This is a genomic window from Agrobacterium sp. D14, assembly GCF_001526505.1.
Taxonomy (GTDB): domain Bacteria; phylum Pseudomonadota; class Alphaproteobacteria; order Rhizobiales; family Rhizobiaceae; genus Agrobacterium; species Agrobacterium leguminum.
The window spans coordinates 396529-415806 of the sequence record NZ_ASXX01000001.1 but is presented as its reverse complement, the minus strand read 5'-3'; the positions used below and the strand labels follow the sequence as shown (position 1 = coordinate 415806).

The 19278-nt window shown below is 60.4% G+C and carries 18 protein-coding genes; 5 read left to right on the top strand and 13 right to left on the bottom strand.

The window, feature by feature from the left end; all coding sequences use genetic code 11:
* Positions 1-22: 22 nt before the first annotated feature.
* The 5 genes from L901_RS02015 to dusB form a co-directional block, all read right to left on the bottom strand.
* Positions 23-1387, bottom strand: coding sequence for a sigma-54 dependent transcriptional regulator (locus L901_RS02015; RefSeq protein ID WP_059752860.1), 1365 nt, complete (start codon positions 1385-1387; stop codon positions 23-25).
* The gene (locus L901_RS02010) at positions 1377-3638 is read right to left on the bottom strand and encodes a PAS domain-containing sensor histidine kinase (protein ID WP_059752857.1); all 2262 of its coding nucleotides are present in this window, start codon (positions 3636-3638) and stop codon (positions 1377-1379) included. The genes L901_RS02015 and L901_RS02010 overlap by 11 nt, the downstream gene beginning before the upstream one ends.
* Positions 3639-3788: 150 nt before the next feature.
* Positions 3789-5240, bottom strand: coding sequence for a nitrogen regulation protein NR(I) (gene ntrC / locus L901_RS02005; protein WP_003521350.1), 1452 nt, complete (start codon positions 5238-5240; stop codon positions 3789-3791).
* On the bottom strand, positions 5237-6385 hold the full coding sequence (locus tag L901_RS02000) for a nitrogen regulation protein NR(II) (protein ID WP_035264009.1): 1149 nt from the start codon (positions 6383-6385) through the stop codon (positions 5237-5239). Before L901_RS02000 ends, ntrC begins: the two co-directional genes overlap by 4 nt.
* A complete protein-coding gene (gene dusB / locus L901_RS01995) occupies positions 6382-7398 on the bottom strand; it encodes a tRNA dihydrouridine synthase DusB (protein WP_035264006.1) in 1017 nt (338 codons plus the stop codon). The genes L901_RS02000 and dusB overlap by 4 nt, the downstream gene beginning before the upstream one ends.
* 276 nt (positions 7399-7674) lie before the next feature.
* Here dusB and L901_RS01990 point away from each other — a divergent pair, with 276 nt between their 5' ends.
* A complete protein-coding gene (locus tag L901_RS01990; protein WP_035264003.1) occupies positions 7675-8862 on the top strand; it encodes a bifunctional 2-C-methyl-D-erythritol 4-phosphate cytidylyltransferase/2-C-methyl-D-erythritol 2,4-cyclodiphosphate synthase in 1188 nt (395 codons plus the stop codon).
* Positions 8859-9368: a CinA family protein gene (locus tag L901_RS01985; protein ID WP_035264000.1), complete on the top strand. Its 510-nt coding sequence runs from the start codon at positions 8859-8861 to the stop codon at positions 9366-9368. Before L901_RS01990 ends, L901_RS01985 begins: the two co-directional genes overlap by 4 nt.
* Here the strand turns inward: L901_RS01985 and L901_RS01980 are convergent.
* Complete coding sequence (locus L901_RS01980) at positions 9350-9805, bottom strand: type II toxin-antitoxin system RatA family toxin (RefSeq protein ID WP_035217445.1); 456 nt, start codon at positions 9803-9805, stop codon at positions 9350-9352. The genes L901_RS01985 and L901_RS01980 overlap by 19 nt on opposite strands.
* A gap of 9 nt (positions 9806-9814) precedes the next feature.
* Complete coding sequence (locus L901_RS01975; RefSeq protein WP_035263998.1) at positions 9815-10384, bottom strand: ATPase AAA; 570 nt, start codon at positions 10382-10384, stop codon at positions 9815-9817.
* A 239-nt stretch (positions 10385-10623) separates the two neighbouring features.
* Between L901_RS01975 and L901_RS27305 the strand changes: the two genes are divergently transcribed.
* From L901_RS27305 to L901_RS01965, 3 genes are all read left to right on the top strand, one after another.
* Positions 10624-10800, top strand: coding sequence for a hypothetical protein (locus L901_RS27305; RefSeq protein ID WP_003496171.1), 177 nt, complete (start codon positions 10624-10626; stop codon positions 10798-10800).
* Between the two features lie 127 nt (positions 10801-10927).
* Complete coding sequence (locus tag L901_RS01970) at positions 10928-11662, top strand: AraC family transcriptional regulator (RefSeq protein WP_059752855.1); 735 nt, start codon at positions 10928-10930, stop codon at positions 11660-11662.
* Between the two features lie 94 nt (positions 11663-11756).
* The gene (locus L901_RS01965; RefSeq protein WP_059752852.1) at positions 11757-12686 is read left to right on the top strand and encodes a DMT family transporter; all 930 of its coding nucleotides are present in this window, start codon (positions 11757-11759) and stop codon (positions 12684-12686) included.
* A gap of 201 nt (positions 12687-12887) precedes the next feature.
* Here the strand turns inward: L901_RS01965 and lipA are convergent, their stop codons facing one another.
* The 6 genes from lipA to L901_RS01935 form a co-directional block, all read right to left on the bottom strand.
* Positions 12888-13859, bottom strand: coding sequence for a lipoyl synthase (gene lipA / locus L901_RS01960; protein ID WP_035217452.1), 972 nt, complete (start codon positions 13857-13859; stop codon positions 12888-12890).
* A 103-nt stretch (positions 13860-13962) separates the two neighbouring features.
* The gene (locus L901_RS01955; RefSeq protein WP_003521362.1) at positions 13963-14211 is read right to left on the bottom strand and encodes a GlsB/YeaQ/YmgE family stress response membrane protein; all 249 of its coding nucleotides are present in this window, start codon (positions 14209-14211) and stop codon (positions 13963-13965) included.
* Positions 14212-14310: 99 nt separating this feature from the next.
* Complete coding sequence (gene lpdA / locus L901_RS01950) at positions 14311-15756, bottom strand: dihydrolipoyl dehydrogenase (RefSeq protein WP_059752849.1); 1446 nt, start codon at positions 15754-15756, stop codon at positions 14311-14313.
* A 60-nt stretch (positions 15757-15816) separates the two neighbouring features.
* The gene (locus tag L901_RS01945; RefSeq protein ID WP_035217458.1) at positions 15817-16461 is read right to left on the bottom strand and encodes an SGNH/GDSL hydrolase family protein; all 645 of its coding nucleotides are present in this window, start codon (positions 16459-16461) and stop codon (positions 15817-15819) included.
* A 12-nt stretch (positions 16462-16473) separates the two neighbouring features.
* Entirely contained in the window at positions 16474-17832 is a 1359-nt protein-coding gene (locus L901_RS01940; protein ID WP_059752847.1) for a pyruvate dehydrogenase complex dihydrolipoamide acetyltransferase, read from the bottom strand.
* Between the two features lie 14 nt (positions 17833-17846).
* The gene (locus L901_RS01935) at positions 17847-19268 is read right to left on the bottom strand and encodes a pyruvate dehydrogenase complex E1 component subunit beta (protein WP_059752844.1); all 1422 of its coding nucleotides are present in this window, start codon (positions 19266-19268) and stop codon (positions 17847-17849) included.
* Between the last annotated feature and the right edge of the window lie 10 nt (positions 19269-19278).

The window sequence follows — 19278 nt, the reverse complement described above, 5'->3', positions numbered from 1 at the left end:
TACGGCGAAGCGCCTTCTTTCCTTATACGCCGAGAGATTTCAGTTTGCGATGCAGTGCAGACCGTTCCATGCCGACAAATTCCGCCGTTCGCGAAATATTGCCGCCGAAGCGGTTGATCTGCGCCATCAGATAGTCGCGCTCGAACATTTCGCGGGCTTCGCGCAACGGCAGGGTCATGATGTGCTGATCGCCCTGCGCCGAAATCTTCGGCAGCATGTCGCCAATATCCGACGGCAGCATGTCGGCCGAGATCGGCGCTTCGCCGCCCTCGGGACGGGCGAGAATCATCAGCCGCTCGATATTGTTGCGCAGCTGGCGGATATTGCCCGGCCAGTCATGCGTCTGGAGAACGGCCATGGCGTCGTCGCCGATCTTGCGCGGGCGGATGCCGGCCTGCTCGGAAATCTGCCGCATGAACATATCGACGAGGAAAGGAATATCCTCGCGCCGTTCGGAGAGTGCCGGCACCTTCACCGGCACGACGGCGAGGCGATGATAGAGGTCTTCACGGAACTGGCCTTCGGCGATCAGGCTTTCGAGGTGATGGGCGGTCGAGGAAATGATACGCACATCCACCTTCACCCGCTTGCCGCCGCCGACGCGCTCGAACTGCTGATCGACCAGCACGCGCAGGATCTTGTTCTGTGTCTCGCGCGGCATTTCGCCGACTTCATCGAGATAAAGCACGCCGCGATGGGCTTCTTCCAGAGCGCCGACCTTGCGCGGCTGCCCAGGCAGGCCTTCCGTGCCGAACAGCGCGATTTCCATGCGGTCCGGCGTGATCGTCGCGGCATTGAGCGCCACGAAGGGTCCGCTCGCACGCGAGGACTTCTTGTGCACCATGCGCGCCACAAGTTCCTTGCCGGAACCGGAGGGGCCGAGGATCATGATGCGACTGTTGGTGGGTGCAACCCGGTCGATGGTCTGACGAAGCTGCGACACCGCAAGCGATGCGCCGACGAGTTCAACCGCGTCACCGGTGCGCTTCTTGAGTTCCTGAACCTCGCGCTTCAGCTTCGAGTTTTCCAGCGCTCGCTCAGCGATCAGAATGAGGCGGTCGGCCTTGAACGGCTTCTCGATAAAGTCGAAAGCGCCGCGCTTGATGGCGTTGACGGCGGTTTCGATATTGCCGTGACCGGAAATCATGACCACCGGGATTTCGGGGTGGCGGCTCTTGACTTCGTCGAGCAGCGCCAGACCGTCGAGCTTCGAGCCCTGCATCCAGATATCGAGAAAGATCAGACGCGGCACGCGCTCCGAAATGGCGGCCAGCGCGCTGTCGCTGTCGAACGCCATGCGGGTCTCGTGGCCCTCGTCGGAAAGAATGCCCGCTACGATTTCGCGAATGTCCGCCTCGTCATCCACGACCAGAATATCAGACGCCATATGCTGCTTCCTTGTTATTTTCGCCGCCGACCGCCTCGATATAGGGCAGCAGCACTCTGATCATGGCGCCGTGGCCGTGATCGAACTCCGGCGGGGCATCGTGGAGTTCCAGATACCCGCCATGCTCTTCGATGATTTTCTTGACGATGGCGAGGCCGAGGCCCGTGCCCTTGTCCCGCATCGTCATATAAGGTTCGAGAATGCGGTGACGGTTCTCGACGGGAAGGCCGCGGCCATTGTCGATGATGTCAGCCACGAAACGCGAATTGGCCTCGTCGAAAGCGGCGCGCACCAGAATTTTACCCGGCCGCTTTTCGCCTTCCACCGCCTCGATGGCTTCCGTCGCATTCTTGATGAGATTGCCGAAGGCCTGACCCAGCATGCGGGCATCGAACATGCCCTCCAGCGGGATATCGCCCAGTTCGGTTGAGAATTTCGTATCGGCGGCGCTGATCTCGCGCAGGAATGCGGCGTCCTTCAGGATTGCCCGCAGATCCGACTTTTCCTTCGTCGGCTTCGGCATGCGCGCAAAAGCCGAGAATTCGTCCACCATCCGGCCGATATCACCGACCTGCCGGACGATGGTGTCCGTACACTGGTCGAAGACGGCACGGTCGCTCTCGTCGATCTGCTTGCCGAAACGACGCTTGATACGCTCGGCGGAAAGCTGGATCGGCGTCAGCGGGTTCTTGATCTCATGCGCGATGCGCCGCGCCACATCCGACCATGCGGTCGAACGTTGGGCGATGACGAGATCGGTGATGTCATCGAGGGTGATGACGTAGCTGTCACGGCTGTCGCGGGCGTCCTCACGGGTCACCTGCACATTCAGCGTCCGTTCCTTGCCGCGCCGCATGATGTTGATCTGCTTGCGGAAATTGCCGCGTGACCAGGTATTGGCCTCGTTGACGACCTGTTCGATTTCGGGCGCGATCTCCGACAGTTGCGCGCCGATAAGCTGCTCGGAGGTCTGCGCCAGGAATTCTTCGCCCGACGGATTGACGATGGTGATCCTGCGGTTCTCATCGACACCGATGACGGCGGCAGTGACGCCTGACAGCACGGCCTCGATGAAGCGGCGGCGATCATCGATATCGTCCTTGGCCTCGATGATCTGTTCCTGCTGACTGCGCAGTTCCGAGACCATCTTGTTGAAGGTGCGCGACAGTCGCCCGACGTCGCCATCGACGGCGCGGACGGGAACCAGCACATGCATGTTGCCGGTGGCGACACTGTCTGCCGCACTGATGAGGAGACGGATAGGCCGCACGATACGGTCGGCCACCGCAATCGCCGTCCAGATGGCGGCGAGAAGCACGATCAGCGCGAAACCGAGATAGAGGATCGCAAAGGCGATCTGCAGCGGCGCGCGACCTGCCTCCATCGCCTTGTATTCGGCGCGGTTCTCTTCCATCAGCCGCATTGCGCTCATCACCTTGGGATCGACGGCGCGCACCGTGTAAAGGAAGGTGCCGCTGATGCCTTCGAGCTTGATAATGGCGCCGACGAGGTTGGTGATACCGGGCGGTATCAGCGTCGGCTGGCCGGCGGCCGCCTTTTCAAGCGCGTCATGCGGTATGGCGGGAAGTGGTTTTTCGGTCTTGATGTCGGCCTGAGCAACGGCATCGCCGTCCTCCTGCACCAGAAACGCGCCGAGAAGGCCGCGCCCCTTGGCCTGACGGGTCATCAGATCGACGAAGCCGGTGCGATCCAGATAAAAAAGCGCACGGTTGCGGTCGAGGTCGGTCGCCATCGACAGGGTCTGACCCTGAAGATAACCGGCATTCTCCATCATATAGGCCTGGGCGATATTGCTCGATGAATCGACAATCGACTGCGTACGCAGCGAAAACCAGCGGTCGAGGCCCACATTCAGCGTCAGACTGGCGAAGATGGCGACGAGCACCGCAGGCGTAATCGCCACGATGGAGAAAAGCACGACGATGCGCACATGCAGACGAGCAGCAGCCCTGCCCTTTTTACGCGCTTTCAGCAGCCGGTTGATTTCGCGTCCGATGAGGAAGATCAGGCCGATCACGAAGATCGAATTGATGACGACGGAGGCGATGACGACGTTCGATGTCGGCGCGATTGGCGTGACACCCAGAAGTACGAACAGGGTGAGGATGGCGCAAACGAGAGCGACGCCGGCGAGCACCAGCCCCGGCAAAGCGAAAGACATCCTGCGATCGGCAACCACCATGCCCGCTGCTTCATCGGCAACGGCGTTTTCGGCGGCGGGTTTCCGCATGCACTACTCCCAATCGCTGGCCAGCCAGCACCACATTTCTGAAGTCAGGTAAGACGCGCCTCAGGCTGGCGAATCTCTTTCCTTCCTAGTGTTTTTCAAGCAACACAATGTGGCGAAAGTGCAACGACAAATGCGACCTTGTCAACATTCTCAGGTTGGGCGGGAGCTGCGATAAACGGAAACGCCAAGCTCGCGGATTTTCTTGCGCAGCGTATTGCGGTTCAGGCCGAGAAGATCGGCGGCCTTGATCTGGTTGCCACGCGTCGCGGTCAGAGCCGCTAGAATCAGCGGATATTCGAGTTCGCGCAGAACGCGGTCGTAAAGGCCGGGCGGCGGCAGGCCATCGCCGAAACTGGCGAAATAATCCCGCATATTTTCTTCCACCGCCTGCGAAATGGTGAGCGAACCGGTGCGAACCGCCATCTTGTCGAGCGGGCTGTCGGGAACATCCGATTGCAGTTCCTGTTCGATGATCTCGCGGGTGATGACTTCCTGCGGGTAAAGCGCCATCAGGCGGCGGATCAGGTTTTCCAGCTCGCGCACGTTGCCCGGCCAGGCATAGGCCTTCATGACCTCCAGCGCCTCGCTCTCGAAACGCTTTCCTTCCAGACCTTCCTTTTCGCCCTGCTGGATGAAATGGCGCACCAGATCGGGAATATCCTCGGCGCGGTCACGCAGCGGCGGCAGCCGCAGCGGCACGACGTTCAGGCGGTAATAAAGGTCTTCGCGGAAGAGACCCTGATTGATCGACTGCTTCAGGTCCTTGTTGGTGGCGGCGACGATGCGGACATCCGTGCGGATCGGCGTGCGACCGCCCACCGTGGTATATTCGCCCTGCTGCAACACGCGCAGCAGCCGCGTCTGGGCGTCCATCGGCATATCGCCGATTTCATCGAGGAAGAGTGTGCCGCCCTCGGCCTGTTCGAAACGGCCGGTGGAGCGGTTTTGCGCGCCGGTGAAGGCGCCCTTCTCATGGCCGAAGAGTTCGGATTCTATCAGGTCGCGCGGAATAGCCGCCATGTTGATGGCGACGAAGGGACCGTTGCGGCGCTTGCCGTAATCATGCAGCGCACGCGCCACCAGTTCCTTACCCGTACCGGATTCGCCCGTTATCATCAGCGTCAGGTCGGTCTGCATCAGGCGGGCGAGAACGCGGTAGATTTCCTGCATCGCGGCAGAGCGGCCAACGAGCGGCATGCCGTCCTGCATGTCATCATCGAGCTTCGCCGGCTTGCGCTTCGGCTCCGACAAAGCGCGGCCGATGATGGCGATCAGTTCCGTCAGGTCGAAGGGCTTCGGCAGATAGTCGTAAGCGCCTTTTTCCGAGGCCTTGATGGCCGTCATGAAGGTGTTCTGCGCACTCATGACCAGAACCGGCAGGTCCGGGCGGGCCTTCTTGATGCGCGGCAGCAGGTCAAAGGCGTTTTCATCCGGCATCACGACATCGGTTACGACAAGATCGCCCTCACCCGCCGAAACCCAGCGCCAGAGCGTGGCGGCATTGGAGGTGATGCGCACGTCGTAACCGGCGCGGCTCAGCGCCTGGTTCAGCACCGTGCGGATTGCGGCATCATCATCGGCGACGAGGATCGTAGCTGTCATTGGTCATTTCCTGTCGTGTTCGGCAAAGAGCGGTCGTCGAGCGCCACTTCCGGCGAGACGGGCATCAATACGCGGAAAGTCGTGCGGTGGTTCTGGCTGTCGCATTCGACAATGCCGCCATGGGCGCCGATCAGCTTGGCGACAAGCGCCAGCCCGAGGCCCGAACCATTCGTCTTGGTGGTGATGAAGGGATCGAAAAGATGCGGCAGCAGATCGGCCGGAACGCCCGGGCCATTGTCATGCACGCAGAATTCGAGCGGCAGCGAGATGCGCTCGCGGCTGCCGGCGACCGAAAGCCGCATGCCGGGGCGATAGGCGGTGGTGAGGATGATCTCGCCATCCGGCTGATTGCCCACGGCTTCCGCCGCATTCTTCACCAGATTGAGAAAGACCTGCACCAACTGGTCACGATTGGCATAAACAGGCGGCAGCGAGGGGTCGTAATTCTCTGAGATCTTGATATTGCGGGCAAAGCCGGCCTTGGCGATGGCCTTCACATGATCGAGCACGGAATGGATGTTGACCGGCACGCGATCCACCGGCCGCTCGTCGGAAAACACCTCCATGCGATCGACCAGCGAGACGATGCGGTCGGTCTCGTCGCAGATCAGCCGCGTCAGCGCCCTGTCTTCATCGGCAACCGATGTCTCCAGCAATTGGGCAGCGCCTCGAATGCCGGACAGCGGGTTCTTGATCTCATGCGCGAGCATGGAGGCAAGGCCTGTGACAGAGCGCGCCGCAGCGCGATGCGTCAGTTGCCGGTCGATCTTGTCGGCCATCGATCTTTCCTGGAAGACGACCACCACCGATCCCGGCTCGCTGACAACGGGCGCGACATAAAGATCGACCAGCTTGTCCTGGCCGAGACGCGGCGAACTCAGATCGACGCGATATTCGTTGACCGGCGCGCGGCGCTCCCGCACCTGATCGATCAACGCCAGAAGCGGGCTGCCGAAGGGGATGAAGGTGGAAACGCGGTAACGCGCGAGATGGGAGGCGCTCGCCCCGAAAAAGGCTTCGGCTTCCCAGTTGGCGAAGGCGATGAAACCTTCCGCATCCACCAGGATGACGGGGTTCTGCACTGCATTCAGAACCGCCATGGCGAGCGGGTTTGCATCTGCCGGGCTGTGTTTGTCAGCGCTCATGCGGCCTTCCTTGCGGCTTCTTCGCCCGCATTTTCGCTAAGGGCGGAGCGCAGCAGATCCGCCACTTCCGCCGTGTCACGCGATGTCATGATTTCAGCCTTGTCAGTCGTGGCGATCTCTGGCGCGAAACGGTCGAGATACCAGCCAAGATGTTTGCGGGCATGCCGGAGACCGGCTTCCCTTCCGTAAAATTCCAGCATCATCTCGTAATGTTCGATGGCGATGGCGGGAATATCGTCGCGGTGCGGCGCTGAATGTCCGGCAAGCACCGCCGGTAGCCAGGGCTGCCCCTGCGCGCCGCGACCGACCATGACGGCATCCGCACCCGAACGGCGCAGGATTTCGCGCGCATCCCCGGCCGTTTCAACGTCGCCATTGGCGATCAGCGGCACGGAAATCACCTCGCGCACGGCGCGGATGGCGTCCCAGTCCGCCCGTCCCTCGTAAAACTGCATGCGGGTGCGGCCGTGAATGGTGATCAGCTGAACACCTGCGGCTTCGGCACGGCGGGCGATCTCCGGCGCATTGATGGTGTTTTCGTCCCAGCCGAGCCGCATCTTCAGCGTCACAGGCACGTCGACTGCATTGACCGTCGCCTCGATGAGCGAGAGTGCATGATCGGGATCGCGCATCAAAGCCGAGCCGGAATAACCGCCCGTCACCTTCTTGGCAGGACAACCCATATTGATATCGATGATGCCGGCGCCATTATCCGCCGCGATCTTCGCTGCCTCGGCCATAAAATGCGCCTCGCGTCCTGCGAGCTGCACCATATGCGGAACCATGCCGGCATTTTTCAGCCGCGCCCAGGATTCGCCTCGGTTGGCGACGAGCTCACGGCTTGCCACCATTTCCGTAACGACAAGGCCCGCGCCATAACGCCAGGCGAGCTGCCGGAACGGCAGATCCGTCACGCCCGACATGGGCGCCAGCACGGCACGATTACGGATCGTGACTGAGCCGATGCTGAACGGTTCTGACAACTCCGGAAGATGCAATTGATGATCTTTCATGCAGAAGGGTTATTTGCATTATTTTTAGACAGTGTTTGTGCAGTTGCCAAGCACTTTTAGAGGGTTGCACCTTTTATTTGCTGGGCGACTGCCTGCCTGTTTTGCTGTCGGCAGCAATTTGTGCAGGTTCGAACACGCAATGGCGGCTGATCCTGCGGCATGCAGGGGCGAATGCGCGTCTTATCGGGCTGGCCATCCGGGTTTTGAAACGCTAGAGCAGGACTGTCAACCGCTAAGGGTTGCGCGCAAAGCATAAGACCAATGCAGGAAAGTACTATGAAACTCGGCATCGTCATCGTCGCCGCCGGACGCGGAGAAAGAGCGGGCTCTCCCGAGGAAGGGCCGAAACAATATCGCCCTATCGGAGGCAGGGCCGTGATCGAGCATACATTGTCGACCTTCCTTGACTGGGATCATGCCTCCCCCATCGTGATCGTCAGTCATACAGACGATGCGGCACTGCTGTCGCCGATCCTCCAGCGGCTTGATGCCGGAGAGCGGATCGTTACCGTCACGGGCGGCGCAACACGCCAGCAATCGGTGCTTGCCGGGCTGGAAGCTCTCGCCTCGGAAGAGCTGACGCATGTGATGATCCATGATGCCGTGCGGCCTTTCATCGCCGTAGACATGCTGGAACGGATCGTCGCCCTGCACCGGGCCGGCGCCAGTGGCGTTCTGCCTGCCCTCTCCGTCACCGACACGCTGAAGCGCGGCTCGGATGGTCGCGTCGTGGAGACGGTTTCCCGGCAGGGGCTTTATGCCGCGCAGACACCGCAGAGTTTCGGCTACGGCGATATTCTCGCCGCGCACCGCGCGGCTGCCGCCTCCGGAAAGTCCGATTTTACCGATGATGCTTCGATTGCCGAATGGGCGGGACTAACGGTGACGCTGACCGAAGGTTCGGTCGACAATGTAAAACTCACTCTCAAGCGGGATATCGCCATGGCCGATGAAAAGCTCTCCCACGGATTGCCGGACGTGCGCACCGGCAATGGTTACGACGTGCATCAGCTGGAGGCCGGCGACGGCGTGACACTGTGCGGCATCTTCATCGAACACGACCAGAAACTCAAAGGTCATTCGGATGCGGATGTGGCTTTGCATGCGCTGACGGATGCGCTGCTCGCCACCTGTGGTGCTGGCGATATCGGTGATCACTTCCCGCCTTCCGATCCGCAATGGAAGGGAGCGGCCTCGCGCATCTTCCTCGAACACGCGGCCAAAGTGGTTCGCGACAATGGCGGCACGATCATGAATGCCGATGTCTCGCTGATTGCGGAAGCGCCGCGCATCGGCCCGCACCGGCAGGCCATGCGCGAAGCGCTCTCGGACATGCTCGGCATCGCGCTTGAGCGCTGCTCGGTGAAAGCGACGACTAATGAGACCATCGGCTTTGTCGGCCGCCGGGAGGGTATCGCAGCAATCGCCACCGCTACCGTCGTTTACAGGGGCAGACCACTTTGAGCCTTTTTCCCGCCGACATAGAAGAGCTGGCGCGACAGATCATTGTCGATTTCACCGCGCATGGTTTCATGGTCTCGACCGCGGAAAGCTGCACTGGCGGCCTGATCGCCGGTGCCCTGACGGAGATTGCCGGCTCCTCCGCTGTCGTCGATCGTGGTTTTGTCACCTATACCAATGAAGCCAAGATGGACATGCTGGGGGTTAGCGTCGAGACGCTGGCGAATTTCGGCGCGGTTTCCCGACAGACGGCGCTGCAGATGGCGCATGGCGCCCTGTTTCGTTCACGGGCGGATTTTGCGGTGGCGGTAACCGGTATTGCCGGTCCGGGTGGTGGTTCCGCCGACAAGCCGGTTGGGCTGGTGCATCTGGCCGCCAAGGCGCGCAATGGCGGCAGCCTGCATAAGGAAATGCGTTATGGTGAGATCGGCCGCACCGAAATCCGGCTTGCGACGGTGAGGACGGCGCTGGAGATGCTGATTGCCCTCAATCAGGCCGGGTCCGTATAAATTTTATCGGCACGCGTTTCGAAGGCTTCCGCGAACATGCGGAAGGCCCGGTCGAACATCGACCCCATGACTGCGCCGAGCAGACGGTTCTTGAACTCATAATCGATGAAGAAATGAATGGCCGATCCGCCCTCGTCCGAGGCCTCGAAACGCCAGCGATTGTCGAGATATTTGAAAGGGCCGTCGATATATTTCACGTCGATGGCGCGCTCGGCCGGGTTCAGCAGCACCTGCGTGGTGAAGGTTTCGCGAATGGCCTTGTAGCCCACCGTCATATCCGCCACCAGCAGCACCTTGCCATCGCGCTCCTTGCGCGAACGCACGGTGAGCGCCTCGCAAAGGGGCAGAAACTGGGGATATTTCTCCACATCGGCGACGAGGTCGTACATGCGGTCGGGCGAGTGTTTGACGTGGCGATGCGTTTCGAACTGTGGCATGAGCGGCAGTTAATCCTCGACACGCAGAAGATCAAGAAGGCGGCGAAACTGTTTTCGGCTTTTCAGCTGGAATACCGGCACATCAGGACCATAAAGCGCGAAATTCTGCTCGAAGATCGGCGTATGGCGCCGCTCGAAATTCCAGATATAGCGCAGGAATTCGATGTCTATTCTTTCGGGGCACCCCTCCGCCATTTCCGGGCGGGCCTTGCCATAACCCTTGATCGCCCGGCTAACGGCACCCCACAGGCAGAGCCAGCGCGGCATGCGCACCCACAAAACGATATGGGATCGCGGCAACCGTATATCGAAAGACGACGGATTGCTGCCGTCCATCAGCCAACGCTCCTCGGTAATGATGGTGGCTATCCTCTCTCGCTGCTCCTCGCGCGGGCGCACCTGCCAGCCAGGCAGCCAGAAAACATCTCGATCCATGGAGATGTAGCGAAGCCCGAAATTGCGCGCGAGCTTCTGCGAAAGCGTCGACTTGCCCCCGCCGGAACAGCCCACGACCATGATTCGCTGCGCCCCGGCGATGATCGCAGCAGCGTCTTCCACCCTGTGAAGATAGTTTGGCATTTCAGAAACCTCATCTGACTGCTGGATTTTTCTGCCATCGCCCCGCAGCGATATCTTCGCCGTGCATGACAGTTACGGAAAATTGACTATTGTAACCCCGTCGCAGGGATTGCTATTTATTTGCGACTAATATTACACCCATTGGATGCAACGGCGCTGGAAGCTCCCGATTTCACCCAGCGTATTCATCCTTGGGTTCAGACCCGACATATAACCGCTTTGAGCCACTGAGTGAGCCGATGGACGATTTTTCCAACATCATCAACCTTCTCGAATCCGCCAAGCAACTCGCATCGATGAACGGCATGCCGGTGCTTGCCTATCTCATCGACGTCGCGAAATGCGAGGCGAGAGAGAACAAGCCGGTTCTGCGCAAACGCAAACGCGGCGAATCGACCGCCAAGGAAGACTGTTAATTGCCGGCGCGTAGAGCCGACCGATAAAGCCGACTGGCCCAATCTTCAAGACGATGTCATAATCAAACAATGAACTGGCCGCTTTTTCGAGGCGGCCATTTCTTTGCACAATGGAAACGACAGCGTCATGACAGCCGCATCCGCCGATATCAGAACCTACAGGGAAGAAAGACCGAAGGAACGGCATGGCTTCGTTCAGATCGTTCTTCCGGTCTCCGGGCGTCTGCTGATCGATGTGGCGGGACGGCAGGACGAATTGTCGACCGGACGCGGCGCGTTCATCCATCGCGACGCGCCGCACACCCAGGAAGCGACGGCAAGCAACCGCTCGCTGGTGGTCGATATCGATGAAGGCGCCCTTCCCGAGCAAACGCTCGAGAAATTCGCCCATTCGCCGTTTCTCGACATAGCGCAGGATACGCGGCAATTGATTGCCTATATGCGCGGCGTCATCGGGGCAGATGGGCGTCGCGACGATATTGCCGACCTGTGGGCGCCGCTCCTGGTCGACAGCCTTGCCAATGGGAAAGCCGACATTCGCCAACGCCTGCACAGGCTCGTTGCACTTATCAGGGCGGAGCCGTTCTTCCCCTGGACCATCGAGATGCTGGCCTCCTGCGTGACGATCGGCGACAGCCGCCTGCATGCGCTGTTTCTCGAGGAATTCGGCCTCCCGCCTCACCGCTGGCTGGCCGGGTTGCGCATGGACAAGGTCTGCGCATTGCTCAGCAATTCCACCCTGCCAATTGCCGAGATCGCCTTGCGGGCCGGTTTTTCAGACCAGACTGCACTGACGCGCGCCATGCGCAATGCAGTGGGTGAAACGCCCGCCGCCTACCGTCGGACCTACGGGATTCATTAAAACCGCCAGCACATCCGGTCAGGAGTTTTTGTCAAGACAGCCGCAGAGGGCTGTGGCACATCGCAGGCAAATGTGAATGCGGATGTGACATGACATGAACAGAACAGGTCTCGGTGTTTTTTACGGCATGCTGGCGGGTGCGCTCTGGGGTGGGATTTTTCTCGCCCCGAAACTCGTGCCGGATTTTTCCGCCCTGCAACTCTCGACGGCGCGTTATCTCACCTATGGGCTGATTTCCCTCATCATCATCGGGCCGCGCCTGAAACGCGTGTCGGCGCATTTTGGCGCGCGGGAATGGATAGCACTCGGCTGGCTGAGCATGATCGGCAACATCGCCTATTATGTCTTCATATCGACCGCAGTGAAATTGAGCGGTGTCGCCTTCACCTCGATCATCATCGGCTTCCTGCCCGTCGCCGTCACCATCATCGGCAGCCGCGATCACGGCGCGGTGTCGCTGAAGCGGCTGTGGCCGTCGCTCGCCTTCGGCGCGATGGGGATTATCGGCATTTCCTGGCAGTCGCTGACGGAAAACGATGCAGGGCTCGATGTCTCTCGCGTCATCGGGCTTGCCTGTGCGCTCGGTGCGCTGGCGTCTTGGACGGCCTTTGCGGTTGGCAATGCCCGGTGGCTCTCCCGCCTTCACGATGTCAGCGCCGATGACTGGAACATGATGACCGGTGTGGTGACCGGCGGGCTTGCGCTCGCGCTCGCCATCCCGGCCTTTGGCTTTGGCGGCGAAAGCCATAATTCCGGCGACTGGCTGCATTTTGTGGCTGTTGCAGCCGGGCTGGGTTTCACCGCCTCCATCCTCGGCAATGCCTTATGGAACCGCATGAGCCGCCTTCTGCCGCTCACCATGGTCGGGCAGATGATCCTGTTCGAAACGCTGTTTGCGCTGCTTTACGGTTTTCTATGGGAAGGACGCGGGCCGACCATTGTCGAGATCGTGGCGATCTGTTCGGTGGTGCTGAGCGTGATCTTGTGCATGCGGGCGCATAGGCCGGAGAAGGTTGTGGTTTGATCGGTTGAAGGCCGGGAACAGGCGGCGGAGCCATTTCACAAGCCTCGCCTCCCACTCACGTCATCCTCGGGCCTGTCCCGAGGATCCAATCACGTATCGTACAATCGATAGGTTGCAGATGCTCGGGACAAGCCCGAGCATGACGGTGGAGAGAGCGTATATCGCCCGATGCAGCAACCTATGTTGCCGAACCTTTGCCCCTTACTCCGCAGCTGCCAGCAGCTTCTTCTCGCGGGCCGCACGCAGGCGTTCGAAATCGTCGCCGGCATGGTGGGAGGAGCGGGTCAGCGGGCTGGAAGAAACCATCAGGAAGCCCTTGGTGTAAGCCACGGTCTCGTAGGACTTGAACTCTTCCGGCGTCACGAAGGCCTCGACCTTGTGATGCTTGCGGGTCGGCTGCAGATATTGGCCGATGGTCAGGAAGTCGACATCGGCGCTGCGCAGGTCGTCCATCAGCTGCAGCACTTCGTTGCGCTCTTCGCCGAGGCCAACCATGATGCCGGACTTGGTGAACATGGTGGGATCGAGTTCCTTCACCCGCTGCAGAAGGCGCACGGAGTGGAAATAGCGCGCACCGGGGCGAACCGTGAGGTAATTGCCCGGGACGGTTTCCATATTGTGGTTGAAGACATCGGGCTTGGCGGCGACGACCCGTTCCAGCGCGCCCGGCTTCTTCAGGAAGTCGGGGGTGAGGATTTCGATGGTCGTATTGGGCGATGCCGCACGGATCGCCCAGATGACCTTCTCGAAATGTTCAGCACCGCCATCGGCGAGATCGTCGCGGTCGACCGAGGTGATGACGACGTGAGAAAGGCCCATCTGCTTGACGGCCTTGGCGACGTTCTCGGGCTCGGCCATATCCAGCGGATTGGGCTTGCCGGTCGCGACATTGCAGAAGGCGCAGGCGCGGGTGCAAATTTCACCCATGATCATGAAGGTCGCGTGCTTCTTGTCCCAGCATTCGCCGATATTCGGACAGCCGGCTTCCTCGCACACCGTCACCAGCTTGTGCGAACGCACCAGTTCACGCGTCTCGTGATAACCCTTTGAGGTCGGCGCCTTGACGCGGATCCATTCCGGCTTGCGCATGACCTCGGTATCGGGCTTATGCGCCTTTTCCGGGTGGCGAATGCGCTTTTCGTCGGACGACGTCCTGTCGAGAATAGTGACCATTAAAAACCTGCTTCCATCGCCCCTGGCGACCTAAACATCTGTTGGCCCGATGCTTTAGAACAATTCCAGAAAAAGCGTAAGCCCCTTCCGGTCACGAAGCCTGTCAGCGCCGTACCAGCTTCGCCAGAAACAGCAACAGGCTGGCGCCGATGAAAGACGTGACGAAATAGCCGAGCCTGCTGTCCTGCACGAAAACATCGAAGGTTCGAAGCACCGCAACCGCAACCACCGAACCGACAATGCCGAGGATGATGTTCATGAAAATGCCGAAGCGCATATCCATGAGCTTGCCCGCAAGCCAGCCGGCGAGACCGCCGATGATGATTGCTGCAATCCAGCCTACACTTTCCATTCCCACGCTCCCTGAAAGAACCAGCCCCATTTAAGGAGCCTGCATCGAGACATATGGGACACCCGGCATGGTTAGACAATGCCGGGTATCACGGAGCACTTATGCGTTCAGCACACGCCCATAGGCGTCGAGCACGCTTTCCTTCATCGATTCCGAAATGGTCGGATGCGGGAAGATCGTGTGCATCAAGTCTTCTTCAGTGGTCTCGAGGTTCATCGCAACAACGAAGCCCTGAATGAGTTCGGTGACTTCCGCACCGACCATATGCGCGCCGAGCAGCTCGCCGGTCTTCTTGTCGAAGATGGTCTTGACCATGCCCTGATCTTCGCCGAGCGCCACGGCCTTGCCGTTCGCCGCAAAGGAGAAGCGACCGACGCGGATGTCGCGGCCCTGTTCCTTCGCCTTGGCTTCGGTCAAACCGACCGAGGCGACCTGCGGGTTGCAATAGGTGCAGCCCGGAATCTTGAGCTTGTCCATCGGGTGCACATTCGGCAGACCGGCGATCTTTTCCACGCAGATCACTGCTTCATGCTCGGCCTTGTGGGCGAGCAGCGGCGGGCCGGCGACATCGCCGATGGCGTAGATGCCAGGCACATTGGTCTTGCCGTAACCGTCGATGACGATGAAGCCGCGATCCGTCTTCACGCCGGCAGCCTCAAGCCCGATGCCTTCGATATTGGCGACGACGCCGACGGCCGAAATCATGCGGTCGGCGGTGATCTTCTCGGAAGAACCGTCCTTCTTCTCCAGCGTCGCGGTGATGGAGTTCGCGCCCTTCTCAACCTTGGAAACCTTGGTTTCAAGGTGAATTTTCATGCCCTGCTTTTCGAGCTGCTTCTTGGCGAAGGTGGAAATTTCCGCATCCTCGACCGGCATGACCTGGCTCATGATCTCGACGACGGTGACGTCGACGCCCATGGTACGGTAGAAGCTGGCGAATTCGATGCCGATGGCGCCCGAGCCCATGACGAGCAGCGACTTCGGCAGTTCTTCCGGCTTCATCGCCTCGAAATAGGTCCAGATCAGCTTGCCATCGGGCTCGATGCCGGGCAGCGCGCGCGGGCGCGCACCTGTAGCGACGATGATGTGCTTGGCGGTATAGGTGCCCTCGCCCAGCGTATTCTTCGGCACGGGACCCTGCGGCTGAACCACCGGCTTGGTGGATTTGCCGACGACGATCTCGCCCGGCTTGGTAATTCTTGCTTCACCCCAGATGATATCGACCTTGTTCTTCTTGAACAGGAAACCGACGCCATTGTTCATGCGCGCAGCAATGCCGCGCGAGCGCGCCACGATTGCCTTCACGTCCGGCTTGATCGAGCCTTCCAGCGTTAGGCCGTAATCCTTGGCATGGGTGGCGGTGTGCATGACATCGGCGGTGCGCAGCAGAGCCTTGGTGGGAATGCAGCCCCAGTTGGAGCAGATGCCGGCCAGATGCTCGCGCTCCACGACGGCAACCTTCATGCCGAGCTGGGCTGCGCGGATCGCGGCAATATAACCGCCCGGTCCCGAACCAATGATGATGACGTCATAAGATTGAGCCATTGGAAATCCTGCCTTGTCTTATTCGGGTGACGGCAAACCGCCCCGAAACGAGAATGAGTGTCAAAGTCCGAGCATCATGCGGACGACGGGCTCCAGCCCGCGGCCGATGGCCCGCGTGTTTTCAGCATCGAGATGAACGCCGTCCACCGGCGTCGTGCGGGCAACGGAGCCAGCATCGAAAAAACCGCAATCGAGGTCGTCGGCAAGGTCCCGGTAAACCGAAGCCAGCATGGCCGATTCATCGATCGCATCGCGATAGATCGCCCCCATCACGGGGTTTGCCGTTTCGCAAAGCTGCGGCGGCGCGACGATCAGAACATCCGGCGCTTCCCAGTCAGCGACTTGCCAGACGTGATTGCGCGTGAGTTTCACCAATCGCTCGATACCCTTCATGGCGACAATGGCCGATCCGTGAATCGACGGTTTCATGTCGTTGGTGCCGAGCATGATGATGACGAGATCAAGCGGCGCATGGCTGTGCAGCAGCGTCGGCAGAAGCCTTGCGCCATTGCGGTCACAATCGGCCGTCAGATCGTCATAGGCGGTGGTACGGCCGCCCAGCCCTTCGTGGATCACATGCACGTCGGGACCGAGCGCCTTTTGCAAGACGCTCGGCCAAAGATCGTCATGGCTGTGCCGGCCACCCGTTTCCGCATTTGATCCCCAGGTCAGGGAATCGCCAAAGCAGAGGACCGATTTCACCATGTCACGCTCCGATCAAACCAGCATGCCCATCGGGTTTTCGATGTAGCGCTTGAAGGCGCCGATCAGTTCGGCTCCGAGCGCGCCATCGACGCAGCGGTGGTCGGTGGAGAGCGTAACCGTCATGACGTTGGCGATCTTGATCTCGCCGTTCTTCACGACTGCCCGCTGTTCGCCCGCACCGACCGCCAGAATGGTGGCATGCGGCGGGTTGATGACGGCCGAGAAGCTCTTGACGCCCATCATGCCCATGTTGGACACGGCGGTCGTGCCGCCCTGATACTCCTCGGGCTTCAGCTTGCGCTCCTTGGCGCGCTTGCCGTAGTCCTTCATCTCGTTGGAGATGGTGGAGAGCGACTTCTCTTCCGCCTTGCGGATGATCGGCGTGATCAGGCCACCCGGAATGGAAACGGCAACGCCGACATCCGAATGCTTGTGCTTGACCATGGCGCTTTCCGTCCAGGAGACGTTGGCATCAGGCACATCGCGCAGGGCAAGAGCCAGCGCCTTGATGACCATATCGTTGACCGACAGCTTGTAGGCCGGCTTGCCGTCCTTTTCGGGGGCAGCCGCGTTGAGCTGGGCGCGCAGCGCCAGAAGCGTATCGAGCTCGCAATCCACGGAAACGTAGAAATGCGGAACCGTCTGCTTGGATTCGACCAGACGCTTGGCGATGACCTTGCGCATGCCGTCATGCGGCACAAGCTCGTAGGAACCCTGTTCGAACAGCTTGAGAACGGCTTCGTCCGACGGGCCCTTGGCGAGAGCCGGAGCCGGTGCGCCTGCGGATGCAGCAGCAGACGGTACGGCCTTCGCACCGCCGGAAGCGGCAGCCTTTTCAACGTCGGTCTTGACGATACGGCCATGCGGGCCGGAACCGGAAACGGCCGAGAGGTCGAGACCGGCTTCCTTGGCGAGACGGCGGGCAAGCGGCGAAGCGAAGATGCGTTCGCCGGACTTTGCGACCGGAGCCGGCGTGGAAGATGCGGCAGCCTGATCGGCGGCCGGCTTTTCAGCCTTGGCCGGGGCAGATTCTTCCTTCGGCGCTTCGGCCTTTGCAGCTTCCTGCTTCGGAGCCTCGGCCTTGGCAGGAGCGGCAGCGCCGCCCTTTGCCGCTTCGGCAACATCCTCGCCATCGGCGGCGAGGATGGCGATCAGGGCGTTGACCTTGACCGCTTCAGTGCCTGCCGGAACAACCAGCTTGGCGACCGTGCCTTCGTCAACGGCTTCCACTTCCATGGTCGCCTTGTCGGTCTCGATCTCGGCGATCACGTCACCGGGTGCGACCTTGTCGCCTTCCTTGACCAGCCACTTGGCCAGATTGCCCTCTTCCATCGTCGGAGAAAGGGCAGGCATGGTGATGTTTATCGGCATCGAAACGCCTCCCCTTACTTGTAGCAGACGGTTTTGACGGCCTGAACGACTTCATCGACGTTCGGCAGAGCCAGCTTTTCGAGGTTTGCCGCGTAAGGCATCGGAACATCCTTGCCGGCGATCGTCAGGATCGGCGCATCGAGATAATCGAAAGCGGCGCGCATGACCTGGTTGGCGATGAAGTCACCGACCGATGACTGCGGGAAACCTTCCTCGACCGTGACCAGACGACCGGTCTTCTTGACCGATTCGATGACGGTGGGCAGATCCATCGGGCGGATGGTGCGAAGGTCGATCAGTTCGACATCGATGCCAAGCTTTTCGAGTTCCGCAACCGCCTTGATCGCGTAGGTCATGCCGATGCCGAAGGAAACGATGGTCGCATCCTTGCCCTTGCGGTGAATGCGTGCCTTGCCGATCGGCAGCACGAAATCATCGAGCTTTGGAACTTCGAAGCTCTGGCCGTAGAGAATTTCATTTTCCAGGAAAATGACCGGGTTCGGATCGCGGATGGCGGCCTTGAGCAGACCCTTGGCGTCAGCAGCCGTGTAAGGCATGACGACCTTGAGGCCCGGAATATGGCTGTACCATGCGGCGTAACATTGCGAATGCTGGGCGCCGACGCGGGCAGCCGCACCGGACGGACCACGGAACACCATCGGCGCGCCCATCTGGCCACCCGACATGTAAAGCGTCTTCGCCGCCGAGTTGACGATCTGGTCGATCGCCTGCATGGCGAAGTTGAAGGTCATGAATTCGACGATAGGCCGCAGGCCCGTCATCGCCGCACCGACGCCGATACCGGCAAAGCCGTGCTCGGTGATCGGGGTATCGATGACGCGACGCTCACCGAACTCCTGCAACAGGCCTTGGGTGATCTTGTAGGCGCCCTGATATTCGGCGACTTCCTCACCCATGACGAAGACTTTTTCGTCGGCGCGCATTTCTTCGGCCATGGCGTCGCGCAGCGCTTCACGCACCGTCGTCATCACCATTTCCGTGCCTGCCGGAATGTCCGGATCGGCTGCGACTTCGATCTTGGGTGCTGCCGGAACCTTGGCGGCTTCCTTGGCAGCGCTCGGCTCCTCGGTCGCTTCGCGGGTCTTGCCGCCGGCCGCATCCGAATCGGAGTTTGCGGCTTCGGCCTTCGGCTCTTCTTTCTTCGCGGAGGAAGAAATGTCGTCGGCGCTTTCGCCGTCCTGAAGAAGAACGGCGATTGCCGTGTTGACCTTGACGCCTTCGGTGCCGGCCTCGATCAGCAGCTTGCCGATGACGCCTTCATCCACAGCTTCCACTTCCATGGTCGCCTTGTCGGTCTCGATCTCGGCGATCACATCGCCGGAGGTGACCTTGTCGCCTTCCTTTTTAAGCCACTTGGAAAGCGTGCCTTCCTCCATGGTCGGGGAAAGGGCGGGCATAAGAATTTCTACTGGCATGGGTTTCCCT

Excerpts from the sequence above, each read along its gene's own strand:
- L901_RS02015 (WP_059752860.1), bottom strand. The coding sequence starts at position 1,387 with ATGGCGTCTGATATTCTGGTCGTGGATGACGAGGCGGACATTCGCGAA.
- L901_RS02010 (WP_059752857.1), bottom strand. The coding sequence starts at position 3,638 with ATGCGGAAACCCGCCGCCGAAAACGCCGTTGCCGATGAAGCAGCGGGC.
- ntrC (WP_003521350.1), bottom strand. The coding sequence starts at position 5,240 with ATGACAGCTACGATCCTCGTCGCCGATGATGATGCCGCAATCCGCACG.
- L901_RS02000 (WP_035264009.1), bottom strand. The coding sequence starts at position 6,385 with ATGAGCGCTGACAAACACAGCCCGGCAGATGCAAACCCGCTCGCCATG.
- dusB (WP_035264006.1), bottom strand. The coding sequence starts at position 7,398 with ATGAAAGATCATCAATTGCATCTTCCGGAGTTGTCAGAACCGTTCAGC.
- L901_RS01990 (WP_035264003.1), top strand. The coding sequence starts at position 7,675 with ATGAAACTCGGCATCGTCATCGTCGCCGCCGGACGCGGAGAAAGAGCG.
- L901_RS01980 (WP_035217445.1), bottom strand. The coding sequence starts at position 9,805 with ATGCCACAGTTCGAAACGCATCGCCACGTCAAACACTCGCCCGACCGC.
- L901_RS01975 (WP_035263998.1), bottom strand. The coding sequence starts at position 10,384 with ATGCCAAACTATCTTCACAGGGTGGAAGACGCTGCTGCGATCATCGCC.
- L901_RS27305 (WP_003496171.1), top strand. The coding sequence starts at position 10,624 with ATGGACGATTTTTCCAACATCATCAACCTTCTCGAATCCGCCAAGCAA.
- L901_RS01970 (WP_059752855.1), top strand. The coding sequence starts at position 10,928 with ATGACAGCCGCATCCGCCGATATCAGAACCTACAGGGAAGAAAGACCG.
- L901_RS01965 (WP_059752852.1), top strand. The coding sequence starts at position 11,757 with ATGAACAGAACAGGTCTCGGTGTTTTTTACGGCATGCTGGCGGGTGCG.
- lipA (WP_035217452.1), bottom strand. The coding sequence starts at position 13,859 with ATGGTCACTATTCTCGACAGGACGTCGTCCGACGAAAAGCGCATTCGC.
- L901_RS01955 (WP_003521362.1), bottom strand. The coding sequence starts at position 14,211 with ATGGAAAGTGTAGGCTGGATTGCAGCAATCATCATCGGCGGTCTCGCC.
- lpdA (WP_059752849.1), bottom strand. The coding sequence starts at position 15,756 with ATGGCTCAATCTTATGACGTCATCATCATTGGTTCGGGACCGGGCGGT.
- L901_RS01945 (WP_035217458.1), bottom strand. The coding sequence starts at position 16,461 with ATGGTGAAATCGGTCCTCTGCTTTGGCGATTCCCTGACCTGGGGATCA.
- L901_RS01940 (WP_059752847.1), bottom strand. The coding sequence starts at position 17,832 with ATGCCGATAAACATCACCATGCCTGCCCTTTCTCCGACGATGGAAGAG.
- L901_RS01935 (WP_059752844.1), bottom strand. The coding sequence starts at position 19,268 with ATGCCAGTAGAAATTCTTATGCCCGCCCTTTCCCCGACCATGGAGGAA.